This window comes from Ruegeria arenilitoris (assembly GCF_013035425.1).
Classification (GTDB): domain Bacteria; phylum Pseudomonadota; class Alphaproteobacteria; order Rhodobacterales; family Rhodobacteraceae; genus Ruegeria; species Ruegeria arenilitoris_A.
Genome location: NZ_WQHX01000004.1, coordinates 71,363 through 93,258, shown reverse-complemented (window position 1 = coordinate 93,258; position 21,896 = coordinate 71,363). Strand labels below are relative to the sequence as shown.

Below are 21,896 nucleotides of genomic sequence, written 5' to 3'. Positions count from 1 at the left end.
GGGTTTTGCGCCACAAATGCAAAATTCGGAGTGTGCTCAGCGCAATGAGATGCTTGAACCCTGTTCTCAGTCCCGCTAGGCAGTCGTTATGCAGATCATCCGTGACTTTCAGTTTGTCGAGCCAGAGAATCGAGGCGCAAGCGTAGCGATCGGGAATTTCGATGGGGTGCATTTAGGCCATCGGTCAGTAATTGAAATGGCTCGCAATGTGGCGCCGGATGCGCCACTGGGTGTTCTGACCTTTGAACCACACCCACGTGAATTTTTTGCGCCTGACGCGCCGCCATTTCGCTTGATGCGTGGCAATGCCCGGGCACACCGATTGGAAAAGTTGGGTGTCCAAAAGCTGTACGAGCTACCGTTTAATGCTGGGCTCGCCGGGCTCACACCTAAAGAGTTTGCACAAAACGTGATATGTAACGGATTAGGCTTGTCGCACGTGGTCGTTGGGGCCGATTTCTGCTTTGGCAAGGCAAGGAGTGGGACAGCGGCCGACTTGGTGAAGTTTGGGCGGGAAATGGACTTTGGGGTAACCATTGCTCCGCTGAAAGAACGTTCGGAAAACGTTGTGTCGTCGACAGCAATTCGGGAGGCATTGAGCGACGGGAGGCCGCGTGATGCTGCTGCAATGCTCGGACATTGGCATCGGATTGAAGGCGAAGTAATCGGTGGCGAGCAACGCGGGCGTGAACTTGGATTTCCTACCGCCAACATGTCAATTGAAGGACTTCATCCCCCAAGGTTCGGAGTATACGCCGTGTTGGTCGACGTACTCGGCGGTCCGCATCAGGGCAGCTATCGCGGCGCAGCGTCCGTCGGCACGCGACCTATGTTCAAAGGTGAAATTCCAAATATTGAGACTTATCTTTTCGACTTCTCGGGCGATCTCTACGGCGCGACTCTATCCGTTGCTTTAGTTGAATATCTGAGGCCGGAAATGACTTTCGACGGGCTTGATAATTTGATCGCAAGAATGAATGACGACTGCGCGCAAGCCCAAGATATTCTGGCGGCTCTATGACAGCTGATCCGATTGATCGATCTGGCCTGACCCCAAAGTTTTGGGAGCGTAAGCCCCTGCAGAAGATGAGCCCGAAGGAATGGGAGGCGCTGTGCGACGGGTGCGGGAAGTGCTGTCTGAACAAACTTGAAGATGAGGATACCGGTGAGGTTGCGCTTACTTGCGTAGCCTGCCGCTTATTTGATGATGAGACCTGTCGCTGCACCCAATACGATATTCGGCATCAATTTGTACCGGAGTGCATCGTAATGAGGCCGGACAATATTGACGATCACGCCTACTGGCTGCCGCAAACTTGCGCCTACCGTCTTTTGTGGGAAGGCAGGCCCCTTTATGATTGGCACCCGTTATTGTCTGGTACGCCGAACAGCGTTCACAAAGCCGGAATCTCGGTTCAACGTCGCACTGTCTCGGAATTTGAGACCCCCACAGAGGAATGGGAAGATTACATTATTGAGGAGCCGACCTAATGCATTTCGCCTCTGACAATTCCGGCCCAGTTCATCCCGAAGTTCTGGTTGCCCTGGCCAAAGCAAATGATGGCTATCAGATGGCCTATGGCGCCGATACTTTGATGAACGAAGTTCGAGATCGAATTCGCGGGATATTCGAGGCCCCCGGCGCGGCGGTTTATTTGGTTGCTACTGGCACCGCAGCGAATTCTCTGGCTCTGGCCACTCTTTCCAAACCATGGGAGACGGTATTCTGCTCTCCCGTAGCTCATATACACGAGGATGAGTGCAACGCGCCGGAATTTTACAGCGGTGCAAAGCTGACCCTCGTGCCTGGCGGCGACAGAATGGCACCCGATGCCCTGCGCCAATCCATCACTGGCGAAGAAACCCGTGGCGTGCACGGGCCGCAACGTGGGCCGGTTTCGATCACTCAGGTAACGGAACGGGGAACGGTGTATACTCTGGAAGAGCTGCAATCACTTTGCTCGGTAGCCAAGGAATTCAACCTGCCCGTTCATTTGGATGGTGCCCGATTTTCTAACGCCTTAGTCGCGCTGAATTGCTCGCCCGCAGATATGACATGGAAGGCCGGAGTTGACGCGGTTAGTTTTGGCGGTACAAAAAATGGGCTGATGGGGGTCGAAGCCGTTGTTTTCTTTGACGAAAGTAAAGCCTGGGAATTCGAATTGCGCCGAAAGCGCGGGGCACATCTGTTTTCGAAACATCGCTATTTGTCGGCGCAGATGGCAGCCTATCTAAAAGATGATCTTTGGCTGAAGTCCGCGCGTCAGGCCAACGCCAATTGTAACAGGCTAGCAAATGGCCTACGCGACGCGGGTGCTGAATTTCCGTATGAACCGCACGCCAACATGATTTTTGCAAACCTTACTCGTAAACAGCACAAACGCCTTCACCAGGCTGGTGCGGTTTACCATTTGTGGGCCGGTACGCTAGATGGCTCTGACGAAGAAGAATTGCTGACATGCAGATTGGTTTGTGACTGGTCCAATACAAACGAACAGATCGATCAATTTTTGAGCCTGTTGCAGGGGTAAGGGGCTTTACCCCCTACCTGATCAGTTGTTCGGTTGAACACGTCCGAAAACAGGGACTACTTCATCTCGGCCAAGTGCCGGTCCAAATCGTCCAGACGATCCTGCCCCCAAAACCTCTGGTCATCCGGGGTGATGTAAAAGGGCGCACCAAAGACTCCCCTGTCTACAGCCTCTTCCAAATTGGCTGCATAGGTTTCCGCACCAACCAAAAGACCACTGTCGGCAAGATTCGGGTCAAAGCCTGCTTTTTCAAGGCAATCACGAATGACCGCGTCGTCGGCAATGTCTTTATCCTCGGCCCAGCACGCCCGCAAAAGCGAGTGGCAAAGTTTACCGACGTCGCCTGATCCATCCTTAATCGCGGCAATCACCGCATAGGATGACGGTGCAGCGTTGGTCGGCCAATGTGCTGGTTGCAAATTGAAATCCATCCCAAGATTTTTTGACTGACGCAATAACTCTTGTGCCCGGTATTCGATCCGCGAAATATGCCTGTCTTTGGGTGGGGTCCCTCCGGTGCGACCAAACAACGCGATGATATCCAGCGGTTTGTAGTTGATCGTCGCACCATGTTTTGCGGCAATTTCTTCCAGCCTTGTTCCTGCCAAATAAGTATACGGCGACAGTGTCGCAAAAAAGTAGTCAATCTGGGCCATGTTCAATTTCTCCGCTGCGTTATCTTTGCGGGACGGTAAGGCCATGCTAAGCGGTGTCAACATCACGAATCTGTCACATAGCCATTGCTGCCGGGGATAATCAGCCGATGCCGACACTTCACGAACCCAAGCTAATTGCTGGGAACGCCAATCTTCCGCTTGCCGAAACCATAGCACGACGTATGAGCCTGCATCGCGGCGTTGACCAAGGCCTAGTTGATGCAAGGGTTGAAAGGTTCAATGACGGTGAGATATTTGTCGAAGTTTTCGAAAACGTCCGCGGCGAGGATATGTTCATTGTCCAGCCGACCTCAAACCCGGCAAACGACAACCTGATGGAGCTACTGATTATCGCAGATGCCCTGCGCCGATCTTCGGCTTCGCGGATTACTGCTGTGATTCCTTATTTCGGCTATGCCCGGCAGGATCGCCGTACCAAAGCCCGAACACCAATCAGCGCCAAGCTAGTCGCGAATATGTTGACTGGCGCAGGAATTGAGCGGGTTTTGACCATGGATCTGCATGCGGCGCAAATTCAAGGCTTCTTCGATATTCCCGTCGACAATCTTTATGCGTCACCGATCTTTGCGCTGGACGTGAAAACTCAGTTCAAAGGCCGAATGGAAGACCTGATGGTTGTATCGCCTGACGTTGGCGGTGTGGCTCGTGCCCGCGAGCTGGCAAAACGGATCGAAGCCCCCTTGTCTATTGTTGACAAGCGACGGGAAAAAGCAGGGGAAGTGGCCGAAATGACAGTGATCGGCGACGTAAAAGACAAAATCTGCCTTATCGTTGACGACATGTGCGACACCGCTGGAACGCTCTGCAAAGCCGCTCAGGTACTAATCGATAATGGTGCAAGTGAAGTACATTCGTACATTACACATGGCGTGATGAGCGGTCCGGCGGTTGAACGTGTGACCAACTCGGTCATGAAATCTCTGGTTCTGACGGACACAATCCAACCTAGACCTGAAGTCGCAGGCGCCTCGAACATCCGCATTGTGCCTACTGCCCCGATCTTTACCCAAGCGATCCTCAACATCTGGAATGGTACGAGTGTTTCTTCGCTGTTCGAGGATAAGACGCTGACACCAATCTACGAGTCGCTGTATCATATGGATTGATCGTCGCAATTTGGCCGGCGGCCGCCGTTTGATGGCCGCCGACTGATTAAATCAATATGTTTCGAGCGAGACGTTCAAGTCCATTTCGGCCTCGGGGTCATAGTCGCTGAGGTCCATTACCGAAAAGAACTGTGCGCATACAGGTGACTCCATTTCCTTTTTCAGGACATCTTGGAAATCTTCCGAGCTTTTGAACTGTATGATTTCCAGATAGGTGCCGTCTGGTTTACGGACGAGTTCACGACGTAATACTCCGGGCTCGTGCGCGACGAATTCTTTCTGAAAAGTCTGGGATGCGGCCAGCAAATCTGCTTCTGTTTTACCCTCGGCGAGTTTGATTGGGACCAAAACTGTAACAGGCGACATAACACTTCTCCTTTGTTATTTTATGTCGCTTCCGTCTTAGGTGTATATAAGACGTTATACGTCTTATTTGATAATCAAAGTGATCCATTTCCTTCATCGATGATATCTAAGGTGTCATCGGATATTCACTTGAAACATCCTTTGCTTACAATAACTGCTCCCTTTAGCCGGAATCACGGAAATACCGGAAATGCGTAACCATTCCTGCGTTTTGTAGAGTCATTGCGTCTCAAATTTCGTTGACCCAACCAGTGAGCGTCCAACCGGCCTAGCCTAGTTTCGCGGAAACATCTCGACAACGTTCCAAGGCAAGGGAAACAATTTGAGTTTCCAGCGCGGCGTCGACATGCCTTCAAAACGACACCGAAACTTTTCCCACCAACGTGATCAGCAAAAAAGGGCCCCGCTATTGCAGGGCCCTTGATTTAATGTCCACTTTTTGAGTGCCTTTACAGGCTCATATGCGTTCCCAAGGCTTCCATATCAGCTAGCATCTTCGCAGCATCATCAACGATGGTTTGATCATCGCCATTCTTGGCTGCATCGTGCGACGCGCGCGCCTCGGAGATCAATTCATCCAGATGCGAGCGGGTCACTTCTGCAACCGGAATCGCTTTCTCTGCCAGAACCGAGAGGCCATCGCCATTGATTTGCGCAAAGCCACCGGTGACCAGATACTCGCTGGAACCTTCAGGTGCATCAACTTTCAGAATGCCAGGTCGTAGCGTCGTTATGGTGGGGGCGTGATCCGGCATCGCCGTCATGTCCCCATCCGCGCCGGGAAGCTGAACCGCTGTAGCCGCAAGCGAAGCAAGGCTCCGCTCTGGGCTAACAAGGTCGAATTGCATGGTGTTTGCCATCAAGGATTCTCCTTAGGCGGCTTCTGCGGCCATCTTCTCCGCCTTGGCAATAACTTCGTCGATGCCACCGACCATAAGGAAGGCCGCTTCGGGAAGGTGATCGTATTCGCCAGCCACAACAGCTTTGAACGAGGAAATGGTAACATCCAGCGGGACCTGAACACCAGGCGATCCAGTGAAGACTTCGGCAACGTCGAATGGCTGCGACAGGAAGCGTTCAATCTTACGGGCACGCGCCACGGTCAGCTTGTCCTCTTCCGACAGTTCATCCATGCCAAGGATGGCGATGATGTCCTGCAGTGATTTGTAGCGCTGGAGGATCTGCTGAACGTCGGTTGCAACCTTGTAGTGCTCTTCTCCAACGATCGCCGGGTCAAGCAGACGCGAGGTCGAGTCGAGCGGGTCAACCGCAGGGTAAATACCCTTTTCCGAGATCGCCCGGTTAAGAACAGTCGTCGCATCCAAGTGAGCGAATGAAGTCGCTGGCGCAGGGTCAGTCAAGTCATCCGCAGGTACGTAGATGGCCTGAACCGACGTAATCGAACCAGCTTTGGTCGAAGTAATACGCTCTTGCAGAGCGCCCATGTCCGTGGCCAGCGTCGGCTGATAGCCCACCGCCGAAGGAATACGGCCCAGTAGGGCTGACACCTCAGAACCTGCTTGCGTGAAGCGGAAAATGTTGTCGACGAAGAACAGAACGTCAGTACCGGACTGATCGCGGAACTGCTCCGCCAGGGTCAAACCGGTCAGAGCAACGCGGGCACGTGCTCCCGGAGGTTCGTTCATCTGACCGTAAACAAGCGCCACCTGCGATTCCGACAGGTTGTCCGGCTTGATAACGTTCGATTCAATCATCTCGTGGTACAGGTCGTTCCCTTCACGAGTCCGTTCACCAACTCCCGCGAACACCGAGAAGCCCGAGTGCACTTTCGCGATATTGTTGATCAGTTCCATGATCAGAACGGTTTTACCCACACCAGCGCCGCCGAACAGACCGATCTTACCGCCCTTGGCGTAAGGGGCCAGCAGGTCAACAACCTTGATACCGGTGACCAGAATTTCCGACTCGGTCGACTGTTCGTCGAACTCGGGTGCCGGTTGGTGAATCGCGCGGGTTTCAGTCGCAGCTACGTCACCCTTTTCGTCGATCGGCTCACCGACGACGTTCAGGATTCGACCCAGGGTGGCGTTACCCACCGGAACCGAAATCGGACCGCCTGTATCTGTCACGTCGGCGCCTCGAACCAATCCTTCGGTTGCATCCATCGCAATGGTGCGGACAGTGTTTTCACCCAGGTGCTGGGCAACTTCCAGTACCAGACGCTTGCCGTTGTTTTCGGTTTCCAGCGCGTTCAGAATTTCAGGCAGCTGATCTTCGAAGTGTACGTCGACGACGGCCCCGATGATCTGTGTGACTTTGCCTTTTGCATTCGCCATGTTTCGTCTCCGGTTTTCTTACAGCGCTTCGGCGCCGGAAATAATTTCAATCAACTCGTTGGTGATCACAGCCTGACGCGAACGGTTGAACTGGATCGTCAGCTTGTCGATCATTTCACCCGCATTGCGCGTCGCGTTGTCCATCGCGGACATCCGTGCACCTTGTTCAGACGCTCCGTTTTCGAGCAGAGCCGAGAAGATTGCAGTCGCAACCCCCTTGGGCAGCAGTTCGGCCAGAATGGCCTCTTCGCTTGGCTCGTAATCGAAAACAGCGCCACTTTCGTCCCCCTCAGTTTCTTCGAACGAAGCGGGGATGACCTGTTGCGCGGTCGGGATTTGGGTAACGACGTTTTGGAACTTCGCGTAGAAGATCGTTGCAACGTCGAACTCATCTCCGTCAAAGCGGGACAGAATGTCCTTTGCAATGTCCTGCGCATTGACATAACCAATTCGCTTGACCTCGCTCAGGTCGATATGTCCTACAAACAGATCGCTAAAGTCGCGCTTAAGGGCGTCGCGGCCCTTTTTGCCAACAGTCAATATCTTGACCGTCTTGCCTTTGCCGCGCAGTTCTTCTGCTTTGGCGCGGGCCAGCTTGGCAATGTTGGCGTTGAAACCGCCACACAAGCCACGTTCAGCTGTCATAACAACCAGCAGATGGACATCATCACTACCCGTACCACGGAGCAGCTTAGGGGCGCTGTCGCTGCCGCCAACCGAAGACGCCAACCCCGCCATCACGGCATTGAACCGCTCGGCATAAGGGCGCGAGGCTTCGGCAGATTCCTGGGCGCGGCGCAATTTTGCTGCCGCGACCATCTGCATGGCCTTTGTGATCTTGCGGGTCGATTTGACCGACTCGATCCTGTTCTTAAGGTCCTTCAGACTAGGCATCAGAACCTCCTCTTATGCGAAGGTTGCGGCGTATTCGTCGATCGCTGCTTTGATCTTGTCAGACGCTTCACCTTTTATCTTAGGATCTTCGTCAGTAATCCACTGAAGCAGGTCGGCATGCTTTCCGCGCAAATGCGCCAGCAAGCCGGCTTCATAACGGCCGACATCCGATACGTCGATCTTGTCGAGGTATCCGTTGGTGCCAGCAAAGATGACGCAGACGATTTCCGCATTGGTCAGTGGCGAATACTGCGGCTGTTTCATCAGTTCGGTCAGACGCGCACCACGGTTCAGCAGCTGCTGGGTTGCGGCGTCGAGGTCCGAACCGAACTGCGCAAACGCAGCCATTTCGCGGTACTGAGCCAGTTCCAGCTTAACCGGACCAGCTACCGATTTCATTGCGTCGGTTTGCGCTGACGAACCCACCCGCGAAACTGACAGACCGGTATTCACGGCAGGGCGGATACCTTGATAGAAGAGTTCGGTTTCCAAAAAGATCTGACCGTCGGTGATCGAGATCACGTTCGTCGGAATAAAGGCCGAAACATCACCGCCTTGGGTTTCAATAACAGGAAGGGCGGTCAACGAGCCCGCACCAAAATCCTCGTTCAGCTTCGCAGAACGCTCCAGCAGGCGGGAGTGGAGGTAGAAAACGTCGCCAGGATAGGCTTCTCGTCCGGGCGGACGACGCAGTAGCAACGACATCTGGCGATAGGACACAGCCTGTTTCGACAGATCGTCATAAATGATCAGTGCGTGGCGGCCGTTGTCACGGAAGTACTCGGCCATCGCGGTGGCGGCATAGGGTGCCAGGAACTGCATCGGCGCCGGATCAGACGCGGTTGCTGCCACGACGATCGAGTAGTCAATTGCACCGGACTCTTCCAGTTTCTTGACCAGCTGCGCAACAGTCGAACGCTTTTGACCAACCGCTACGTATACGCAGTACAGTTTCTTCGACTCGTCGTCGCCAGCTGCGTCGTTGTAAACTTTCTGATTTAGGATGGTGTCCAAAGCAACAGCGGTTTTACCGGTTTGGCGGTCACCAATGATCAGCTCACGTTGGCCACGGCCGATCGGGATCATCGCGTCAACGGATTTGAGGCCAGTCGCCATCGGTTCATGGACCGATTTACGCGGGATAATTCCAGGGGCTTTAACGTCTGCAACGCCACGCTTGGTTGCGTTGACTGGACCTTTACCATCAATCGGGTTGCCCAGGCCGTCAACCACACGACCCAAAAGTTCGTCCCCAATAGGAACGTCCACGATCGAGTTTGTGCGTTTGACCGTATCGCCTTCTTTGATGTCACGGTCTGTACCGAAGATAACGACGCCAACGTTGTCGCTTTCAAGGTTCAGCGCCATGCCCATGATGCCGCCGGGAAATTCGACCATCTCACCGGCTTGCACATTGTCCAGGCCGTAAACACGGGCAATCCCGTCACCGACGCTCAGCACGCGGCCGATCTCGGCCACTTCGGCTTCCTGACCAAAATTCTTGATCTGGTCCTTCAGGATTGCAGAAATCTCTGCAGCTTGGATTCCCATTTATCCGACCTCTTTCATTGCATTCTGTAGGGAGTTGAGCTTCGAGCGGATCGAGCTGTCGATCATCTGCGAGCCCACTTTTACGACAAGACCGCCGATGAGACTTTCATCAACGATCGCATTTATTGTGACTGATTTGCCCACACGCTCAGACAGCGTTTTGGACAGTTTATCCAACTGAGTCTTGGTCAAAGCCTTGGCCGAAGCGACATCCGCTGTCACTTCACCGCGCTCCTCCGCCAACATGTCCCGAAGGACCTGAACCAGCTGCGGTAACACAAACAGGCGCCGTTTTTGCGCCATCAGGCCCAGCGTGTTGCGTAGAATCGCGTGGAGACCCATTTTTTCGGCTATCGCGGTAATCGCGCCTTCTTGATCTGTGCGCGAGATCAGCGGCGAAGCAATCAGGTCGCGCAATTCTGCACTTTCACCCAACGCTGCTGCCAGATCATTGATGCCGGTTTCCAGACCTGCGAGGTCTTTGTTCTCTTTGGCGATCTGGAAGATCGCTGCGGCATAGCGCTCGGCAATGCCTGTGGAAATCGAAGCTGGTTCGGACACGTCCACCCTTCCGATATTTTAGGCCCCGAATTCGCGTTGCGGCAGCTACCCCGGGGGCGTGAAGACACCCCGTCCTTAAGGCCGGGGATCAAAATCACCGGGGATGTAGCAGAGCCGAACCAAGCTAGCAATATAATATAGTGGTATCGCATTTATCCACAAATACTTTATTTTCAATAAGTTACGATAAGTGCGACCCTTTGAGCCGCCTAGATTGATTGAAAAATGTCACGAAAGTGCAGCTTTTTGCGATTCCTGAGGCCTATTTCCCACAAATCCTAAGGCCATTTAACAAAGTTCGCTTTGCACAAATCAGGCTGGTTTCAGTAATCCATCCAGTGCCTTTATTGGACGCTTTGCAGCATCTTTGGTCACGCTTCCACTTGGCGGTCGAATATGCTTACTGGCTTCAACCATCAGCACCCCACCTGCCATAACAGTTGGAATCCGCTGTCCGGTCTTTTCAATAAGTCCGCCGGATTTCAGCCAGAACCTTCTGTAAGTTGGTGGCAGATACAATGCTGAAAAGTGTTTCTCTGGCGCAAAATGATGCTCGCGCAGCTGGCTTTCAAGTTGGCCAGCAGTATAGGGGCGACCAAATCCGAATGGCGTGCGATCGGACCGCGACCAAAATCCGGCGCGGTTCGGCACGACAAACAGAACCCTTCCTCCCGGGCCTAAAACCCTCCAACATTCATCCAGCAGTTGGCTGGGTCTTTCCGAAGTTTCCAGCCCATGCATCACCACGAGCTTGTCAATATGCCCTGTCTCAATAGGCCACATGGTTTCTTCGGTCAGAACCGAAACATTGGGCATGCCCGCAGGCCAGGGCATCACACCTTGAGGCCCCGGCATCAAACCGATTACCCGACGCGCATCTGCAAGATACGGACGCAGCAACGGGACAGCAAAACCAAACCCAGCCACTGTCTGGCCTTTGGCTTCCGGCCACAATTCCACCAATCGCGTGCGTATCGCCGCCTGTGCCGCTCGCCCAAGGGTGCTGCGATAGTAAAAATTCCTCAGATCCTGCACATCAAGATGCATTGCGGACACCCGATCAATCGGCTTAGCTGTGCGCAGTCTAGCAACGAAAGGGCAAAAGACCATGCCTCTTGAAATCATCACCATCCCATGCCTCAGCGACAATTACGCCTTTCTGGCACATAACGACGCAAGTGGTGAGACCGCATTGATCGACGCTCCGGAATCCGGCCCAATTCTTGCTGAATTGGCAACTCGTGGCTGGCAACTCAACCACGTTTTGCTTACGCATCACCACTGGGATCACGTTGACGGACTGTCTGATATTCTGGACCATTATCCAGCCCAAGTGATCGGTGCGGCTACAGATGCACATAGACTGCCCCCGTTGGACGTTCAAGTTTCCGAGGATGAGACATTGCAGATATGCGGCGAACGGGTGCACGTATTCGATGTATCCGGACACACAATCGGTCATATCGCATATTATTTTCCCGAAAGCAGCGCGGTATTCACAGCCGATAGCCTAATGGCTCTTGGATGTGGCCGGTTGTTCGAAGGCACTGCCGACCAGATGTGGGGATCCCTATGCAAACTTGCAGCGTTGCCAGATGAGACAATGGTGTATTCAGGCCATGAATATACACAGTCAAATGCAAAATTTGCGGTAACAGTGGACTCTGATAACCCGGCGCTCATTAAACGGATCGCTGAAATCGACAAAGCTCGCGCCGCTGGAATACCAACTGTCCCGTCACAATTGGCGTTGGAAAAGGCCACCAACCCGTTCCTGCGCGCGGATAATCCAGCGATTCAGGCTAAATTGGGTATGAAAAATGCCCGACCCGAATCTGTTTTTGCCGAGATCCGGTCTAGAAAAGACCGATTTTAGTGCCTATCTGTCGATCTTCATGGTCACGGTCACAAGAAATGTGACTGTCAAGTGAAAGAAAACCCTTGAAGCCGAGCCACTATCAACCAAACTCTAATAGTATGAGGACATGGTTGTAATGGGGTTGCGGCCTTTGCTGCCCTTTTCGACCCAATACAGAGGAGCACCCGCGTGCCTTCATTCTCGAGCACACTAGAACAAGCCATACACGCGGCCTTGGCGGCCGCGAATGAACGGCGACATGAATTTGCGACGCTGGAACATCTTCTTCTGGCGTTGCTGGAAGAGCCAGACGCCATTCGGGTTATGAAGGCCTGCAGCGTAGATCTGGACGAGCTACGTGGCACTTTAATCGAATTCATTGACGAAGATCTGTCAAATCTTGTGACCGACATAGACGGGTCCGAGGCAGTGCCTACAGCGGCTTTCCAGCGGGTCATTCAACGCGCTGCCATTCACGTTCAAAGTTCTGGCCGAACAGAAGTGACCGGTGCGAACGTCCTGGTCGCCATTTTTGCCGAGCGAGAAAGCAATGCGGCATATTTCCTGCAAGAGCAGGATATGACGCGCTATGACGCGGTGAATTTTATCGCCCACGGTGTGGCCAAAGACCCGGCTTATGGCGAAAACCGTCCAGTTACAGGTGCCGACGAAGCCGAAGAAGAGACGCAGTCCTCCTCTAATGACGCTGAACAGAAGGAAAGTGCGCTTGGAAAGTATTGCATCGACCTGAATGCCAAGTCACGAGCTGGCGATGTAGATCCTTTGATCGGTCGTGCGGACGAGGTGGAGCGCTGCATTCAGGTTCTTTGCCGTCGTCGGAAAAACAATCCACTGCTTGTGGGTGATCCCGGCGTTGGCAAAACTGCGATTGCTGAAGGTCTTGCGCACAAAATCGTGGCTGGTGAAGCACCTGATGTCCTGTCCAACACAACAATCTATTCACTGGATATGGGAGCCCTGCTTGCTGGGACCCGATATCGCGGTGATTTTGAGGAACGCTTGAAAGCAGTCGTTACCGAGCTGGAAGACCATCCAGACGCGGTTCTTTTCATCGACGAAATTCACACTGTGATAGGCGCCGGTGCGACTTCGGGCGGCGCTATGGACGCGTCCAACCTCCTGAAACCTGCTCTGCAGGGCGGAAAACTGCGCACCATGGGTTCGACCACTTACAAAGAGTTCCGTCAGCACTTTGAAAAGGACCGTGCGCTGAGCCGCCGTTTCCAAAAGATCGACGTGAACGAGCCTTCGGTTGAAGACAGCGTAAAAATACTGCGCGGTCTGAAGCCCTACTTCGAAAAGCATCACGAGATTAAATACACTGCGGATGCAATCAAAACCGCGGTGGAGCTGTCGGCGCGTTACATAAATGACCGCAAACTACCGGACAAAGCGATCGACGTGATTGATGAGGCCGGTGCGGCTCAACACCTGGTCGCCGAAAGCAAACGTCGCAAGACCATCGGCGTCAAAGAGATTGAAGCCGTTGTCGCCAAGATCGCGCGTATCCCACCCAAGAACGTCACAAAAGACGATGCTGAAGTTTTGAAAGATCTCGAAGCTTCGCTGAAACGTGTGGTATTCGGGCAGGATGAGGCTATCGAGGCGCTTTCCAGCGCGATCAAGCTGGCCCGCGCAGGTCTGCGTGAGCCTGAAAAACCCATTGGCAACTACTTGTTCGCAGGTCCAACCGGTGTGGGTAAGACAGAGGTAGCAAAACAACTGGCGGATACGCTAGGTGTGGAACTGTTGCGCTTCGACATGTCGGAATACATGGAGAAACATGCTGTCAGTCGCCTGATTGGCGCACCCCCAGGTTATGTCGGCTTTGACCAGGGCGGTTTACTGACCGATGGCGTTGACCAGCACCCGCACTGCGTGTTGTTGTTGGATGAGATCGAGAAAGCACACCCAGACGTGTTCAACATCCTGCTGCAGGTGATGGATCATGGTGAGCTTACCGATCACAACGGCCGTACGGTGAATTTCCGCAATGTCGTGTTGATCATGACTTCGAACGCCGGCGCTCAGGAACAGGCCAAGGCCGCCATCGGTTTTGCACGTGATCGTCGCGAAGGCGAAGATACTGCCGCCATTGAACGTATGTTCACACCGGAATTCCGTAACCGTTTGGATGCCGTAATCTCCTTTGCGCCGCTACCGAAAGAGGTCATCCTGCAAGTGGTCGAAAAATTCGTCCTTCAGCTTGAGGCTCAACTGCTGGATCGGGGCGTAAGCATCGATCTGACGCCAAAAGCCGCTGAGTGGTTGGCTGACAAAGGATATGACGACAAAATGGGCGCTCGTCCACTTGGTCGAGTGATCCAAGAGCACATCAAAAAACCACTAGCCGAAGAATTGCTGTTCGGCAAACTGGCAAAGGGTGGCGTTGTTAGGGTTTCGGTCAAGAAAGGCGAGCTGAACCTCGAAATTCTGGGCCCAGACCAACCGCGTATTCCGGGAGACAAACCACCGTTATTGACGGCGGATTAGCGACCACACAAAACCCGACAAAATAAGGCCCGCCAGGTTTGGCGGGCTTTTTTGTAAGGTAAAACGTAGTTACCGCTCTGTTAATTTGAGCTCAATCCGACGGTTTTGTGCCCGTGCCTCCGGCGTGTCTGCCGGATTTACAGGTTGAAACTCGCCAAACCCATTTGCTGCCAGCCGAGAGGGTGGAATGCCAAGCGCATCAACCATGTAACGCACGACGGACAGCGCACGCCCTTGGCTAAGCTCCCAATTGTCCCGATAGCGCCCCGCCCCGCCCAATGGCTGGTTGTCGGTGTGCCCATCCACACGGATCACCCAGTTCAAACCTTCGGGAATTTCTTCTGCCACGCTGCGCAAAATGTTGGCGACCTTTGCGACCTCAAGCTGACCTTCGCCCGAAAGAACCGCCGATCCCGTATCGAACAGAACTTCGGAGGAGAAAACAAACCGGTCGCCTTCGATTCGCACACCTTCCTGGTCACCCAAAACATCACGCAATCGGCCAAAGAACTCAGATCGGTATCTTTGTAGGTCTTCCGCCTGTGCGGTCAGTTCCTGATTTTGGCCTGCAAGCGCCTCGGCTTCCGCCTGCAAACGGATTCGTTCGGCTTCTTCCAGCAAACGGCGGCGGCGCTCTTCGGACGCTGCTCGAGCTAGCGCGGCATTCAGATCCTGACCCAGAGTTTGAATTTGAATCTCCGCAGCCGCGTTACGCTCTTCATAGTCATCCAGCAGAGCTTGCAATGATCCAAGTTGCCCCCGCAATGCCGACATCTGCTGGTTCAATAAGGCCGTTTGTCGTTGCGCTTCGGTCGATGCTTCTTTTTCTGTATCCAACGTGTCTTGAGCAATAGCCAGCAAGGCAGCTCGCTCTTCCGCCAGCGTGCGTTGTTCAGCAGCGTCCGCTTGCGCCTGGGACTGCGCCTCCAGCGCCGCCTGTAACTGCGCCTTAAGCTCATCGGGTTTCAATTCACCGAACTGTCTTTCCAGTTCGGCGCGGGCTGCCTGAGCGGCGGCAAGCAATGTCAGCGTCTCTTCAGCCTCTTTTCGTTGCGTTTCGAGAGCCAATGTCATGGCTGTCAGTTCTGCATCAGCATTTTTCAATCGGTCGCGCAGGGCCTCCGCGGCGGCGGCTTCGGCCAACCGTGCAGCTTCCTCATCCGAAAGCTGTTGTTCAAGTTCAGCAATCTGTGCAGTTTGCACTGTATCGCTGCTCTCAAGTTCAGCAATCTGTGCAGTCTTCGCTGCATCTCTGCTCTCAAGATCGGCTACTAACGCCTCCAGCGCCTCGCGTCTGGCGGCAGCAAGCCTTGCGGCCTCGGTCTGCGCATCGATCTCATCTCGACTTTGGGCAAGCGCAAGGTTCAACGCATCCTGTTCTGAAAGAAGATCATCCCGTTGCGCCTCAAGTTCTGCAATATCACCGCGCGCCTGCTGTTGTTCTGCCAGCAGAGCGGCGACCTGTGCCTCGAAATCCGTAATACGGGTCTGTGCCTGCGCCAGATCGTCCTCTACTCGTGTCAACGTAGTGTTCAATGCACCAAGGCGTGCTTGAAGGCGGCTGTTTTCCCGCTCTTCCAGTCCCAAAGCCCCAACAAGGGCCGCGACCTCGTCAGACAGAGCTGTCAGCTCATCTTCCTGCCCCGATATCGTTTCGCGCAATACGAATTGCACGATCATGAAGATGGTAAGGACAAAAGTCAGAACCATCAGCAACCCCGTCATCGCGTCGACAAAACCGGGCCAAACCGAGCCCTGAAAACGTTGGCCAGTACGTCGGGATAAGGCCATCCGTTAATCTCCTTCCGGAGGTGTGCGAACGGCGCCACGGGGAAGGGTCAGGGCCTTGACCAATAGCTCAAAGTCTTTTCTCAGCTCGTTCATGCTGTCTTGCCGACCAGCAGAGATCTCTTCGAGGATGCGAAGCAACTGCACGTCCATCGACCGCAAGCGCATACGGCTTTCCGCATCGATCCCTTCGCCTGCACCATGTTCGCGCATATGATCCAGCAGAGCGTCCTGACCCAAAGCTACGCGTTCAAGAGCCGCAGTAACACCTTCGCTTTCGGCCTGACGCCGATTCATATTACCAATCACATCAACAAGTTGACCCAGCTTTGCGGATACGTCAGCCCTTTCCGCTTCCTGAGCCGAGAACATATCTTGAAGGGCGTCCATTTGTTCTGCCATCGTATCCAAGACAGGCGTAAGAACAGCCAGTTCCGCGCCACCCTCTTCCGAAGCACCAAAACCAACACGGGTGATGCCTGACAACCACTCTTCCAACTCGCGATAAAATCTGTTCTGGCCGTGACCTGCAAAGAGTTCCAACAGGCCCACGATCAACGATCCCGCAAGCCCCAACAGAGACGAGCCAAATGCCACGCCCATTCCCTGCAATTGCGCTTCCAACCCCGTCATCAAGCGGTTGAAAACCGTCAGGCCTTCTTCGCCTTCCTGCGGGTTTAAACTGCGGATCGTATCGACAATGGCTGGAACGGTTGTTGCCAGACCAAAAAACGTCCCCAGAAGACCCAAGTAAATCAAAACGTTAGTGATGTACCGCGTGATCTCACGCTCTTCTTCTATTCGCTCAGCCACCGAATCTAGAATGGATCGACCCGAACTGGAACTGATGTGCGAACGGGCACCTCGCGACCTGAGCAAAGCGGCCAGCGGCGCCAATAATTGCGGCGGGCGAACGTCATCACGCTCGACACCGCCTGCAAAAGCCTCAATCCATCGAACCGATCCGATCAACTGCGTCACTTGATAAAAACACGCAAGCACACCTATGACGAACACAAGCAAAATGAATCCGTTCAGATACAGGTTCGCCTGAAATACAGGAAGGACATACGGCAAAGCCAGGAAAACACCCAGCCCTGACAGGCCGATAGCCACCAACATCAAAAGGATTTGACGGATAGGGTGCGAGAAATGCGGTCTCGCGCTTTGCTGTGCCTGCGCCATGCGCGTTTTTCCCGATTTTTGCCTGCTTTGCGCCAAATCTAACGAAAACCAGTCCAGGACGCCAAGGTTTTATGCGGTAAGACTGCGCACCCGTTGCGACAACCACTCAAGGTCAGGGTCACGCAGGCCGATTTCCGATAAATGTTCTGCTGTGTTGTAAAGATATTCTGTGTTTGGGCCGCGCCCGCCTATGGCGTAGGCAATAATTTGGGCCTGCTCCTCTAGCGAGATCCCACCGCAATATTGCACGTGGTGAGGATCAATTACATAAGTCACCGCGTTCACGATCCGACCGTCATCCAGATGAACATCCAACATCCGCTCGAGATATGCTGACGAGATAAGTTCTCGCTCTCGCAGTTCATCCAATGTCCGTTGTTCGTAACCAGCCTCGACCGCAAAGGCCAACCCCGTGCAACGTGCATTTTGCTGCTCGTCCAAAGCCAGTACCAGCCCTGGCTTCTCCTCGGTTCCGCGATGATGGATCGAGCTCATGCAGAATGACCGGGCATAACCCATCAATGTGGCGCGTTCGCTACTGGCAACCGGGAAACCAGGATTCCACAACAAAGACCCGTATCCGAAAACCCACATTGTCATTGCACTGGTCCTTGCCTGTTTGCGCCTATAAACATCAATTCCAAAGCAGGAAAAAGGGCATTTCTCATGCGCCGCCTTATACGAGTACTGATTTTTGTAGCCATTGCTTGGAGCGCTTATTGGTTCACCGCTGGATACGGCCTGCGTGCGGCGTTAACCGGATGGTTCGACCAACAGCAAGAACAGGGTTGGCAGGCCGATTTTTCCGGAGCTTCAACAGGCGGGTATCCGACGCATCACATCACACGGCTTACGAACCCTGCCCTTGCCGATCCTGTTAACGGAACAGCGTGGAGCGCGGACTGGATCGAGTTTCAGAGTCCTGCGGTTTGGCCTGGCAGTCAGCTTTTGCGGTTCGCAGAAACGCCACAGCGGCTGTCATACTTTGACCAAACGGCCACGATCCAAGCCGATGCGTTGCAAGCAGAACTTCAGTTGCAACCCGGTGTCGCGCTGGTGCTGGAGAAAATGGCCGTAACCAGCGGTGCATGGTCGGTTGCGGAAAACGGCGATGCCCAGGCCGGTGGCGATAATCTTTTCATGGTCATGGCGCAAACTGATTTTCCTGAGGCATACACTATTTCAGCCCGGGTCGAAGGGTTTACACCCGGCGACGACCTGCGAAATCTTATGCGATCGGCTACTACGTTGCCCCAGGCTTTCGATACACTGGAACTGGACATGGCGGTAACTTTCGACAAACCTTGGGACCGCTCCGCTCTGGAACAACGCAGGCCACAGCCTGTTGCAATCGATCTGCAGCTGGCCGAGATGAAGTGGGGAGAGTTGAGCCTCTTTGCAGCAGGAGAACTCGATGTTGATGAGCAAGGCATCCCAACCGGAGAAATCGCTGTCAAAGCCGAGAACTGGCGGGATATGATCGCTATGGCCAATGCTGCCGGAGCCCTGCCCGATCAAGCGGTTGATCCCGTAACACGGGCCTTGAACTTCCTCGCCGGATTGGGGGGTAATCCGAATGCGCTGGACCTTCAGCTCAACTTTCGGGACGGTTTTGTTGCGCTGGGTCCATTACCGCTAGGCCCCGCGCCACGGCTAATATTGCGTTAGCGGCAATACGGGCCGCTTCGATGACGGGCCGTATCCAGATGGAAATGGTCCCGGTGATATCGGTCCGAATTTGGACCCAATACTGTGCCAAACGGCCCGCAGGCTCCGCGCCAGACCTTTTTCAGTTGCTTTTGTGAAGGGTTTTTCCGCCAACCATCCAAGACTGTCACGACTTCTCCATCCGCCATTTTGAAGCCGGAAATGTCGATAGCCCTGCCTTTTCCGTGTTCGGAGATACGCGCCCCTTTTCGGTTGTTGCGGGTACGACACGCGTAATGCGCCGCAACCTGAAGTTCAACAACCGGACCACGTCGTTTGAAAGTTGGTTTGACTGATTTGTCTACCCATTTGTTCAGAGCGATGGCCGTGCCGCAATCCATTGTAGACGGGCGGCTGAGCACCACGCCAGAGACGGACGTAATCTGAACCGCATCTTTGATCCCACAGGCTTTGACCCGACTTGAGACCGATCCGACCGCTTTGCCCTGAATCTCAATTTCTCCGCATACTGATGATTTGCGTAGTTTGCGCTTTTTGAACAAGACCTGCTGTTCCAATGCTTTGGGTCTTTTAAAGGGTTTGGGCGATATGTCCGGCCCCAACAAGGGCAAGTCAGTTGCCCTTGCGGCAGCAGCGACTTCCTGTGGCGATGCGGGGCGCAATTGCGGTCGCATATTCGGTAGGGTCAAGGGCAAAGCTGCGGCAATGGTGGCAGCAGGAGTGGCGCTGGCTGTCCTGTCCGGTCGCGGCAACGGATGCAGCGACGTGGAAGGCGAAGCAGACTGGACAGGTTCACCGAACCAGGTGGCAAAACATAATATAAATGCCCCCCAACCCGTTTTCATACCGGCGCCTTTCCGCGACCAAAGTCCGGCGCGTCCGTGTCTTGTCCCGCGTCGATAATTCCACGACGAATAGCGCGAGTACGTGTGAAATAGTCGAATAATTGCTCACCATCTCCGGTGCGGATCGCACGTTGCAACGCAAACAATTCCTCGGTGAAGCGTCCTAGTATCTCTAGCGTGGCATCCTTATTCGTCAGAAAAACATCCCGCCACATAGTAGGGTCTGACGCGGCAATCCGTGTGAAATCCCGAAAACCGGCGGCCGAGTATTTGATCACTTCGGAATCCGTTACGCGGCGCAGATCATCCGCTACACCAACCATAGTGTAAGCGATCAGGTGCGGCGCATGCGAAGTAACTGCCAAAACAAGATCATGGTAATCAGCTTCCATTTCATCGACATTGGATCCCATACCCTCCCACAGAGCTCGCAAACGTGCGACTGCGTCAGGATCGGACCCTTTAACGGGAACAAGCAGGCACCAGCGATTGTCAAAAAGCTCGGCAAATCCAGACTCAGGCCCCGAATGCTCGGTGCCTGCCAAAGGGTGCGCCGGGACAAAGTGAACACCTTCTGGGATCGCAGGTCCAACATCCTGAATGACATGGCGTTTGACCGAGCCAACATCCGAAACCGTTGCACCGATTTTAAGGACGGGCGCAATGTCGCGTGCCACGGCCCCCATGGCACCTACAGGTACGCACAGCACTACCAGATCAGCGCCTTCAACCGCTTCTTGCGCCGTATCGCATATGCGATCACAAAGTCCGATGCGGCGTGCCGTGTCTCGGGTTTCCCTAGACTTTGCGTAGCCCGTCACTTCGCGAGCAAGACCTCCGCGTTTGATCGCCCAGAACATAGAAGACGCAATCAAGCCCAGCCCGATTAGAGCCACGCGGTCGTATATTTGGCTCATTCGGCGCCCCTCTTGAACTCTGAAATCGCAGCGACCACGCGGCGGCATGCCTCCTCGTCGCCCACGGTTATCCGCAATGCGTTCGGCAGGTTGTATCCCGCAACACGCCGAACGATCAAACCTCGAGTTTTCAGAAAATCGTCGCAAGCCTCAGCCTCGACCTGGTCGGCAAAGCGAGCAAGGATAAAATTGGTGCTGGAAGGATCCGAAGGCACGCCAACTTTTGCCAGTTCATCAGACAGCCACGACCGCAACCGCGCATTTTCTGAACGGCAGAAATTCAAATACTCTTCATCCTGCGCAGCCGCTTCTGCCGCAGCCAGGGCGGTCAGTGACAAGTTAAACGGTTGACGGACCCGGTTAAGCACTTCGATGATATCCCGCTGGGCGTAGCCCCACCCAACGCGCATGCCGCCAAGGCCGTATATCTTTGAAAACGTCCGAGTCATGATCACGTTTTGGTATTGGTCAACCAGCGCTGCACCGCCGTCAAACCCATCGACGAATTCGGCGTATGCGCCGTCAATGACCAAGAGGCACTCGTCAGGAAGATTGTCCGCCAAGCGCTTTAGTTCATTCTGTGAGATCATTGTTGAAGTGGGATTGCCCGGGTTGGTTACAAAAACAACCTTGGTACGTTTTGAAACCGCCGCAAGAATGGCATCCACATCGACTTTACGTTCACGCTCTGGAACCATCACGGGCTTTGCTCCGACCATGCGGGCAATGATTGGGTACATGGAGAATCCATGTTCAGTGTGAATGACTTCATCACCACAACCAGCATAAGCTTGTGCAACAAATTGCAGCACCTCGTCGCTACCGACGCCACAGATGATCCGCTCGGGATCCAGCCCTTGTCGCTCACCGATCACATGGCGAAGGCTTCGATGATCTGTGCTGGGATAACGATGCAGATTCGCTGCGCTGTCGCGGACGGCCTCAATCGCCTTGGGACTCGGCCCAAAGGGATTTTCATTGGAACTCAACTTGATAACGTGCTCCACGCCCGCCACATGCGACTGTCCGCCTTGATACAGCGCGATGTCCATAATACCGGGTTGCGGGGTGATCTTGTTCATGAGAGGCTCCGTTAACTGGGCCTCTCATACCTGTCTCAACGCGATGAGAAAAGCAG

The 21,896-nt window shown here is 54.1% G+C and carries 21 protein-coding genes; 7 read left to right on the top strand and 14 right to left on the bottom strand.

Features of this window, described 5'->3' with window-relative positions:
• Positions 1 to 88 precede the first annotated feature (88 nt).
• Genes GOV45_RS12880 through GOV45_RS12870 form a run of 3 tightly spaced genes read left to right on the top strand, consistent with a single transcriptional unit; the run spans position 89 to position 2,531 of the window.
• Positions 89 to 1,021 (top strand): bifunctional riboflavin kinase/FAD synthetase, encoded by a 933-nt coding sequence (locus GOV45_RS12880; protein WP_170478390.1) that lies wholly within the window; start codon positions 89 to 91, stop codon positions 1,019 to 1,021.
• Entirely contained in the window at positions 1,018 to 1,491 is a 474-nt protein-coding gene (locus tag GOV45_RS12875) for a YcgN family cysteine cluster protein (protein WP_170478388.1), read from the top strand. The genes GOV45_RS12880 and GOV45_RS12875 overlap by 4 nt, the downstream gene beginning before the upstream one ends.
• A complete protein-coding gene (locus GOV45_RS12870; protein WP_170478385.1) occupies positions 1,491 to 2,531 on the top strand; it encodes a threonine aldolase family protein in 1,041 nt (346 codons plus the stop codon). The genes GOV45_RS12875 and GOV45_RS12870 overlap by 1 nt, the downstream gene beginning before the upstream one ends.
• A gap of 56 nt (positions 2,532 to 2,587) precedes the next feature.
• Here GOV45_RS12870 and GOV45_RS12865 read toward each other — a convergent pair whose 3' ends face one another.
• Complete coding sequence (locus GOV45_RS12865) at positions 2,588 to 3,187, bottom strand: 2-hydroxychromene-2-carboxylate isomerase (RefSeq protein WP_170478383.1); 600 nt, start codon at positions 3,185 to 3,187, stop codon at positions 2,588 to 2,590.
• A gap of 107 nt (positions 3,188 to 3,294) precedes the next feature.
• Here GOV45_RS12865 and GOV45_RS12860 point away from each other — a divergent pair, with 107 nt between their 5' ends.
• A complete protein-coding gene (locus tag GOV45_RS12860; RefSeq protein ID WP_170478380.1) occupies positions 3,295 to 4,314 on the top strand; it encodes a ribose-phosphate pyrophosphokinase in 1,020 nt (339 codons plus the stop codon).
• 51 nt (positions 4,315 to 4,365) lie between these two features.
• Here GOV45_RS12860 and GOV45_RS12855 read toward each other — a convergent pair whose 3' ends face one another.
• From GOV45_RS12855 to GOV45_RS12825, 7 genes are all read right to left on the bottom strand, one after another.
• Positions 4,366 to 4,680 (bottom strand): hypothetical protein, encoded by a 315-nt coding sequence (locus tag GOV45_RS12855; RefSeq protein WP_170478377.1) that lies wholly within the window; start codon positions 4,678 to 4,680, stop codon positions 4,366 to 4,368.
• Between the two features lie 449 nt (positions 4,681 to 5,129).
• Entirely contained in the window at positions 5,130 to 5,540 is a 411-nt protein-coding gene (locus GOV45_RS12850) for a F0F1 ATP synthase subunit epsilon (protein WP_170478374.1), read from the bottom strand.
• 12 nt (positions 5,541 to 5,552) lie between these two features.
• Positions 5,553 to 6,977 carry a F0F1 ATP synthase subunit beta gene (gene atpD / locus GOV45_RS12845; protein WP_170478371.1) on the bottom strand — a complete coding sequence of 475 codons (1,425 nt, stop codon included), beginning with the start codon at positions 6,975 to 6,977 and terminating at the stop codon, positions 5,553 to 5,555.
• An 18-nt stretch (positions 6,978 to 6,995) separates the two neighbouring features.
• Positions 6,996 to 7,871, bottom strand: coding sequence for a F0F1 ATP synthase subunit gamma (locus tag GOV45_RS12840; protein ID WP_170478368.1), 876 nt, complete (start codon positions 7,869 to 7,871; stop codon positions 6,996 to 6,998).
• Between the two features lie 12 nt (positions 7,872 to 7,883).
• Positions 7,884 to 9,422, bottom strand: coding sequence for a F0F1 ATP synthase subunit alpha (gene atpA / locus GOV45_RS12835; RefSeq protein ID WP_170478365.1), 1,539 nt, complete (start codon positions 9,420 to 9,422; stop codon positions 7,884 to 7,886).
• Complete coding sequence (locus tag GOV45_RS12830) at positions 9,423 to 9,983, bottom strand: F0F1 ATP synthase subunit delta (RefSeq protein WP_170478363.1); 561 nt, start codon at positions 9,981 to 9,983, stop codon at positions 9,423 to 9,425.
• Between the two features lie 312 nt (positions 9,984 to 10,295).
• Positions 10,296 to 11,030 carry a class I SAM-dependent methyltransferase gene (locus GOV45_RS12825; protein WP_170478360.1) on the bottom strand — a complete coding sequence of 245 codons (735 nt, stop codon included), beginning with the start codon at positions 11,028 to 11,030 and terminating at the stop codon, positions 10,296 to 10,298.
• A 61-nt stretch (positions 11,031 to 11,091) separates the two neighbouring features.
• Between GOV45_RS12825 and gloB the strand changes: the two genes are divergently transcribed.
• Both gloB and clpA read left to right on the top strand, forming a co-directional pair.
• Complete coding sequence (gloB, locus tag GOV45_RS12820; protein WP_170478356.1) at positions 11,092 to 11,859, top strand: hydroxyacylglutathione hydrolase; 768 nt, start codon at positions 11,092 to 11,094, stop codon at positions 11,857 to 11,859.
• Between the two features lie 171 nt (positions 11,860 to 12,030).
• Positions 12,031 to 14,355, top strand: coding sequence for an ATP-dependent Clp protease ATP-binding subunit ClpA (gene clpA / locus GOV45_RS12815; RefSeq protein WP_170478353.1), 2,325 nt, complete (start codon positions 12,031 to 12,033; stop codon positions 14,353 to 14,355).
• 69 nt (positions 14,356 to 14,424) lie between these two features.
• Here clpA and GOV45_RS12810 read toward each other — a convergent pair whose 3' ends face one another.
• The 3 genes from GOV45_RS12810 to GOV45_RS12800 all read right to left on the bottom strand — a co-directional run bounded on the left by GOV45_RS12810 (position 14,425) and on the right by GOV45_RS12800 (position 17,928).
• Positions 14,425 to 16,146 carry a peptidoglycan -binding protein gene (locus GOV45_RS12810; protein WP_170478351.1) on the bottom strand — a complete coding sequence of 574 codons (1,722 nt, stop codon included), beginning with the start codon at positions 16,144 to 16,146 and terminating at the stop codon, positions 14,425 to 14,427.
• A 3-nt stretch (positions 16,147 to 16,149) separates the two neighbouring features.
• Complete coding sequence (locus GOV45_RS12805; protein WP_170478349.1) at positions 16,150 to 17,328, bottom strand: biopolymer transporter ExbB; 1,179 nt, start codon at positions 17,326 to 17,328, stop codon at positions 16,150 to 16,152.
• Between the two features lie 69 nt (positions 17,329 to 17,397).
• Positions 17,398 to 17,928, bottom strand: a complete 531-nt coding sequence (locus GOV45_RS12800; RefSeq protein ID WP_170478347.1) for a gamma-glutamylcyclotransferase — start codon at positions 17,926 to 17,928, stop codon at positions 17,398 to 17,400.
• A gap of 66 nt (positions 17,929 to 17,994) precedes the next feature.
• Here GOV45_RS12800 and GOV45_RS12795 point away from each other — a divergent pair, with 66 nt between their 5' ends.
• Complete coding sequence (locus GOV45_RS12795; protein ID WP_170478345.1) at positions 17,995 to 18,996, top strand: DUF2125 domain-containing protein; 1,002 nt, start codon at positions 17,995 to 17,997, stop codon at positions 18,994 to 18,996.
• On the opposite strand, the gene GOV45_RS12790 is transcribed toward GOV45_RS12795, so the two are convergent.
• Genes GOV45_RS12790 through hisC form a run of 3 tightly spaced genes read right to left on the bottom strand, consistent with a single transcriptional unit; the run spans position 18,993 to position 21,840 of the window.
• Positions 18,993 to 19,841 (bottom strand): extensin-like domain-containing protein, encoded by an 849-nt coding sequence (locus GOV45_RS12790; RefSeq protein ID WP_170478342.1) that lies wholly within the window; start codon positions 19,839 to 19,841, stop codon positions 18,993 to 18,995. The genes GOV45_RS12795 and GOV45_RS12790 overlap by 4 nt on opposite strands.
• Positions 19,838 to 20,758, bottom strand: a complete 921-nt coding sequence (locus GOV45_RS12785) for a prephenate/arogenate dehydrogenase family protein (RefSeq protein ID WP_170478340.1) — start codon at positions 20,756 to 20,758, stop codon at positions 19,838 to 19,840. Before GOV45_RS12785 ends, GOV45_RS12790 begins: the two co-directional genes overlap by 4 nt.
• Positions 20,755 to 21,840 carry a histidinol-phosphate transaminase gene (hisC, locus tag GOV45_RS12780; protein WP_170478337.1) on the bottom strand — a complete coding sequence of 362 codons (1,086 nt, stop codon included), beginning with the start codon at positions 21,838 to 21,840 and terminating at the stop codon, positions 20,755 to 20,757. The genes GOV45_RS12785 and hisC overlap by 4 nt, the downstream gene beginning before the upstream one ends.
• Between the last annotated feature and the right edge of the window lie 56 nt (positions 21,841 to 21,896).

Bases quoted from the DNA above. Each gene is read 5' to 3' on its own strand.
- GOV45_RS12805 (WP_170478349.1), bottom strand. From the start codon at position 17,328: ATGGCGCAGGCACAGCAAAGCGCGAGACCGCATTTCTCGCACCCTATC.
- GOV45_RS12825 (WP_170478360.1), bottom strand. From the start codon at position 11,030: ATGCATCTTGATGTGCAGGATCTGAGGAATTTTTACTATCGCAGCACC.
- GOV45_RS12785 (WP_170478340.1), bottom strand. From the start codon at position 20,758: ATGAGCCAAATATACGACCGCGTGGCTCTAATCGGGCTGGGCTTGATT.
- GOV45_RS12875 (WP_170478388.1), top strand. From the start codon at position 1,018: ATGACAGCTGATCCGATTGATCGATCTGGCCTGACCCCAAAGTTTTGG.
- GOV45_RS12855 (WP_170478377.1), bottom strand. From the start codon at position 4,680: ATGTCGCCTGTTACAGTTTTGGTCCCAATCAAACTCGCCGAGGGTAAA.
- GOV45_RS12860 (WP_170478380.1), top strand. From the start codon at position 3,295: ATGCCGACACTTCACGAACCCAAGCTAATTGCTGGGAACGCCAATCTT.
- GOV45_RS12880 (WP_170478390.1), top strand. From the start codon at position 89: ATGCAGATCATCCGTGACTTTCAGTTTGTCGAGCCAGAGAATCGAGGC.
- GOV45_RS12865 (WP_170478383.1), bottom strand. From the start codon at position 3,187: ATGGCCCAGATTGACTACTTTTTTGCGACACTGTCGCCGTATACTTAT.
- GOV45_RS12810 (WP_170478351.1), bottom strand. From the start codon at position 16,146: ATGGCCTTATCCCGACGTACTGGCCAACGTTTTCAGGGCTCGGTTTGG.
- atpA (WP_170478365.1), bottom strand. From the start codon at position 9,422: ATGGGAATCCAAGCTGCAGAGATTTCTGCAATCCTGAAGGACCAGATC.
- gloB (WP_170478356.1), top strand. From the start codon at position 11,092: ATGCCTCTTGAAATCATCACCATCCCATGCCTCAGCGACAATTACGCC.
- hisC (WP_170478337.1), bottom strand. From the start codon at position 21,840: ATGAACAAGATCACCCCGCAACCCGGTATTATGGACATCGCGCTGTAT.
- GOV45_RS12850 (WP_170478374.1), bottom strand. From the start codon at position 5,540: ATGGCAAACACCATGCAATTCGACCTTGTTAGCCCAGAGCGGAGCCTT.
- GOV45_RS12795 (WP_170478345.1), top strand. From the start codon at position 17,995: ATGCGCCGCCTTATACGAGTACTGATTTTTGTAGCCATTGCTTGGAGC.
- GOV45_RS12840 (WP_170478368.1), bottom strand. From the start codon at position 7,871: ATGCCTAGTCTGAAGGACCTTAAGAACAGGATCGAGTCGGTCAAATCG.
- atpD (WP_170478371.1), bottom strand. From the start codon at position 6,977: ATGGCGAATGCAAAAGGCAAAGTCACACAGATCATCGGGGCCGTCGTC.
- GOV45_RS12800 (WP_170478347.1), bottom strand. From the start codon at position 17,928: ATGACAATGTGGGTTTTCGGATACGGGTCTTTGTTGTGGAATCCTGGT.
- GOV45_RS12870 (WP_170478385.1), top strand. From the start codon at position 1,491: ATGCATTTCGCCTCTGACAATTCCGGCCCAGTTCATCCCGAAGTTCTG.
- GOV45_RS12790 (WP_170478342.1), bottom strand. From the start codon at position 19,841: ATGAAAACGGGTTGGGGGGCATTTATATTATGTTTTGCCACCTGGTTC.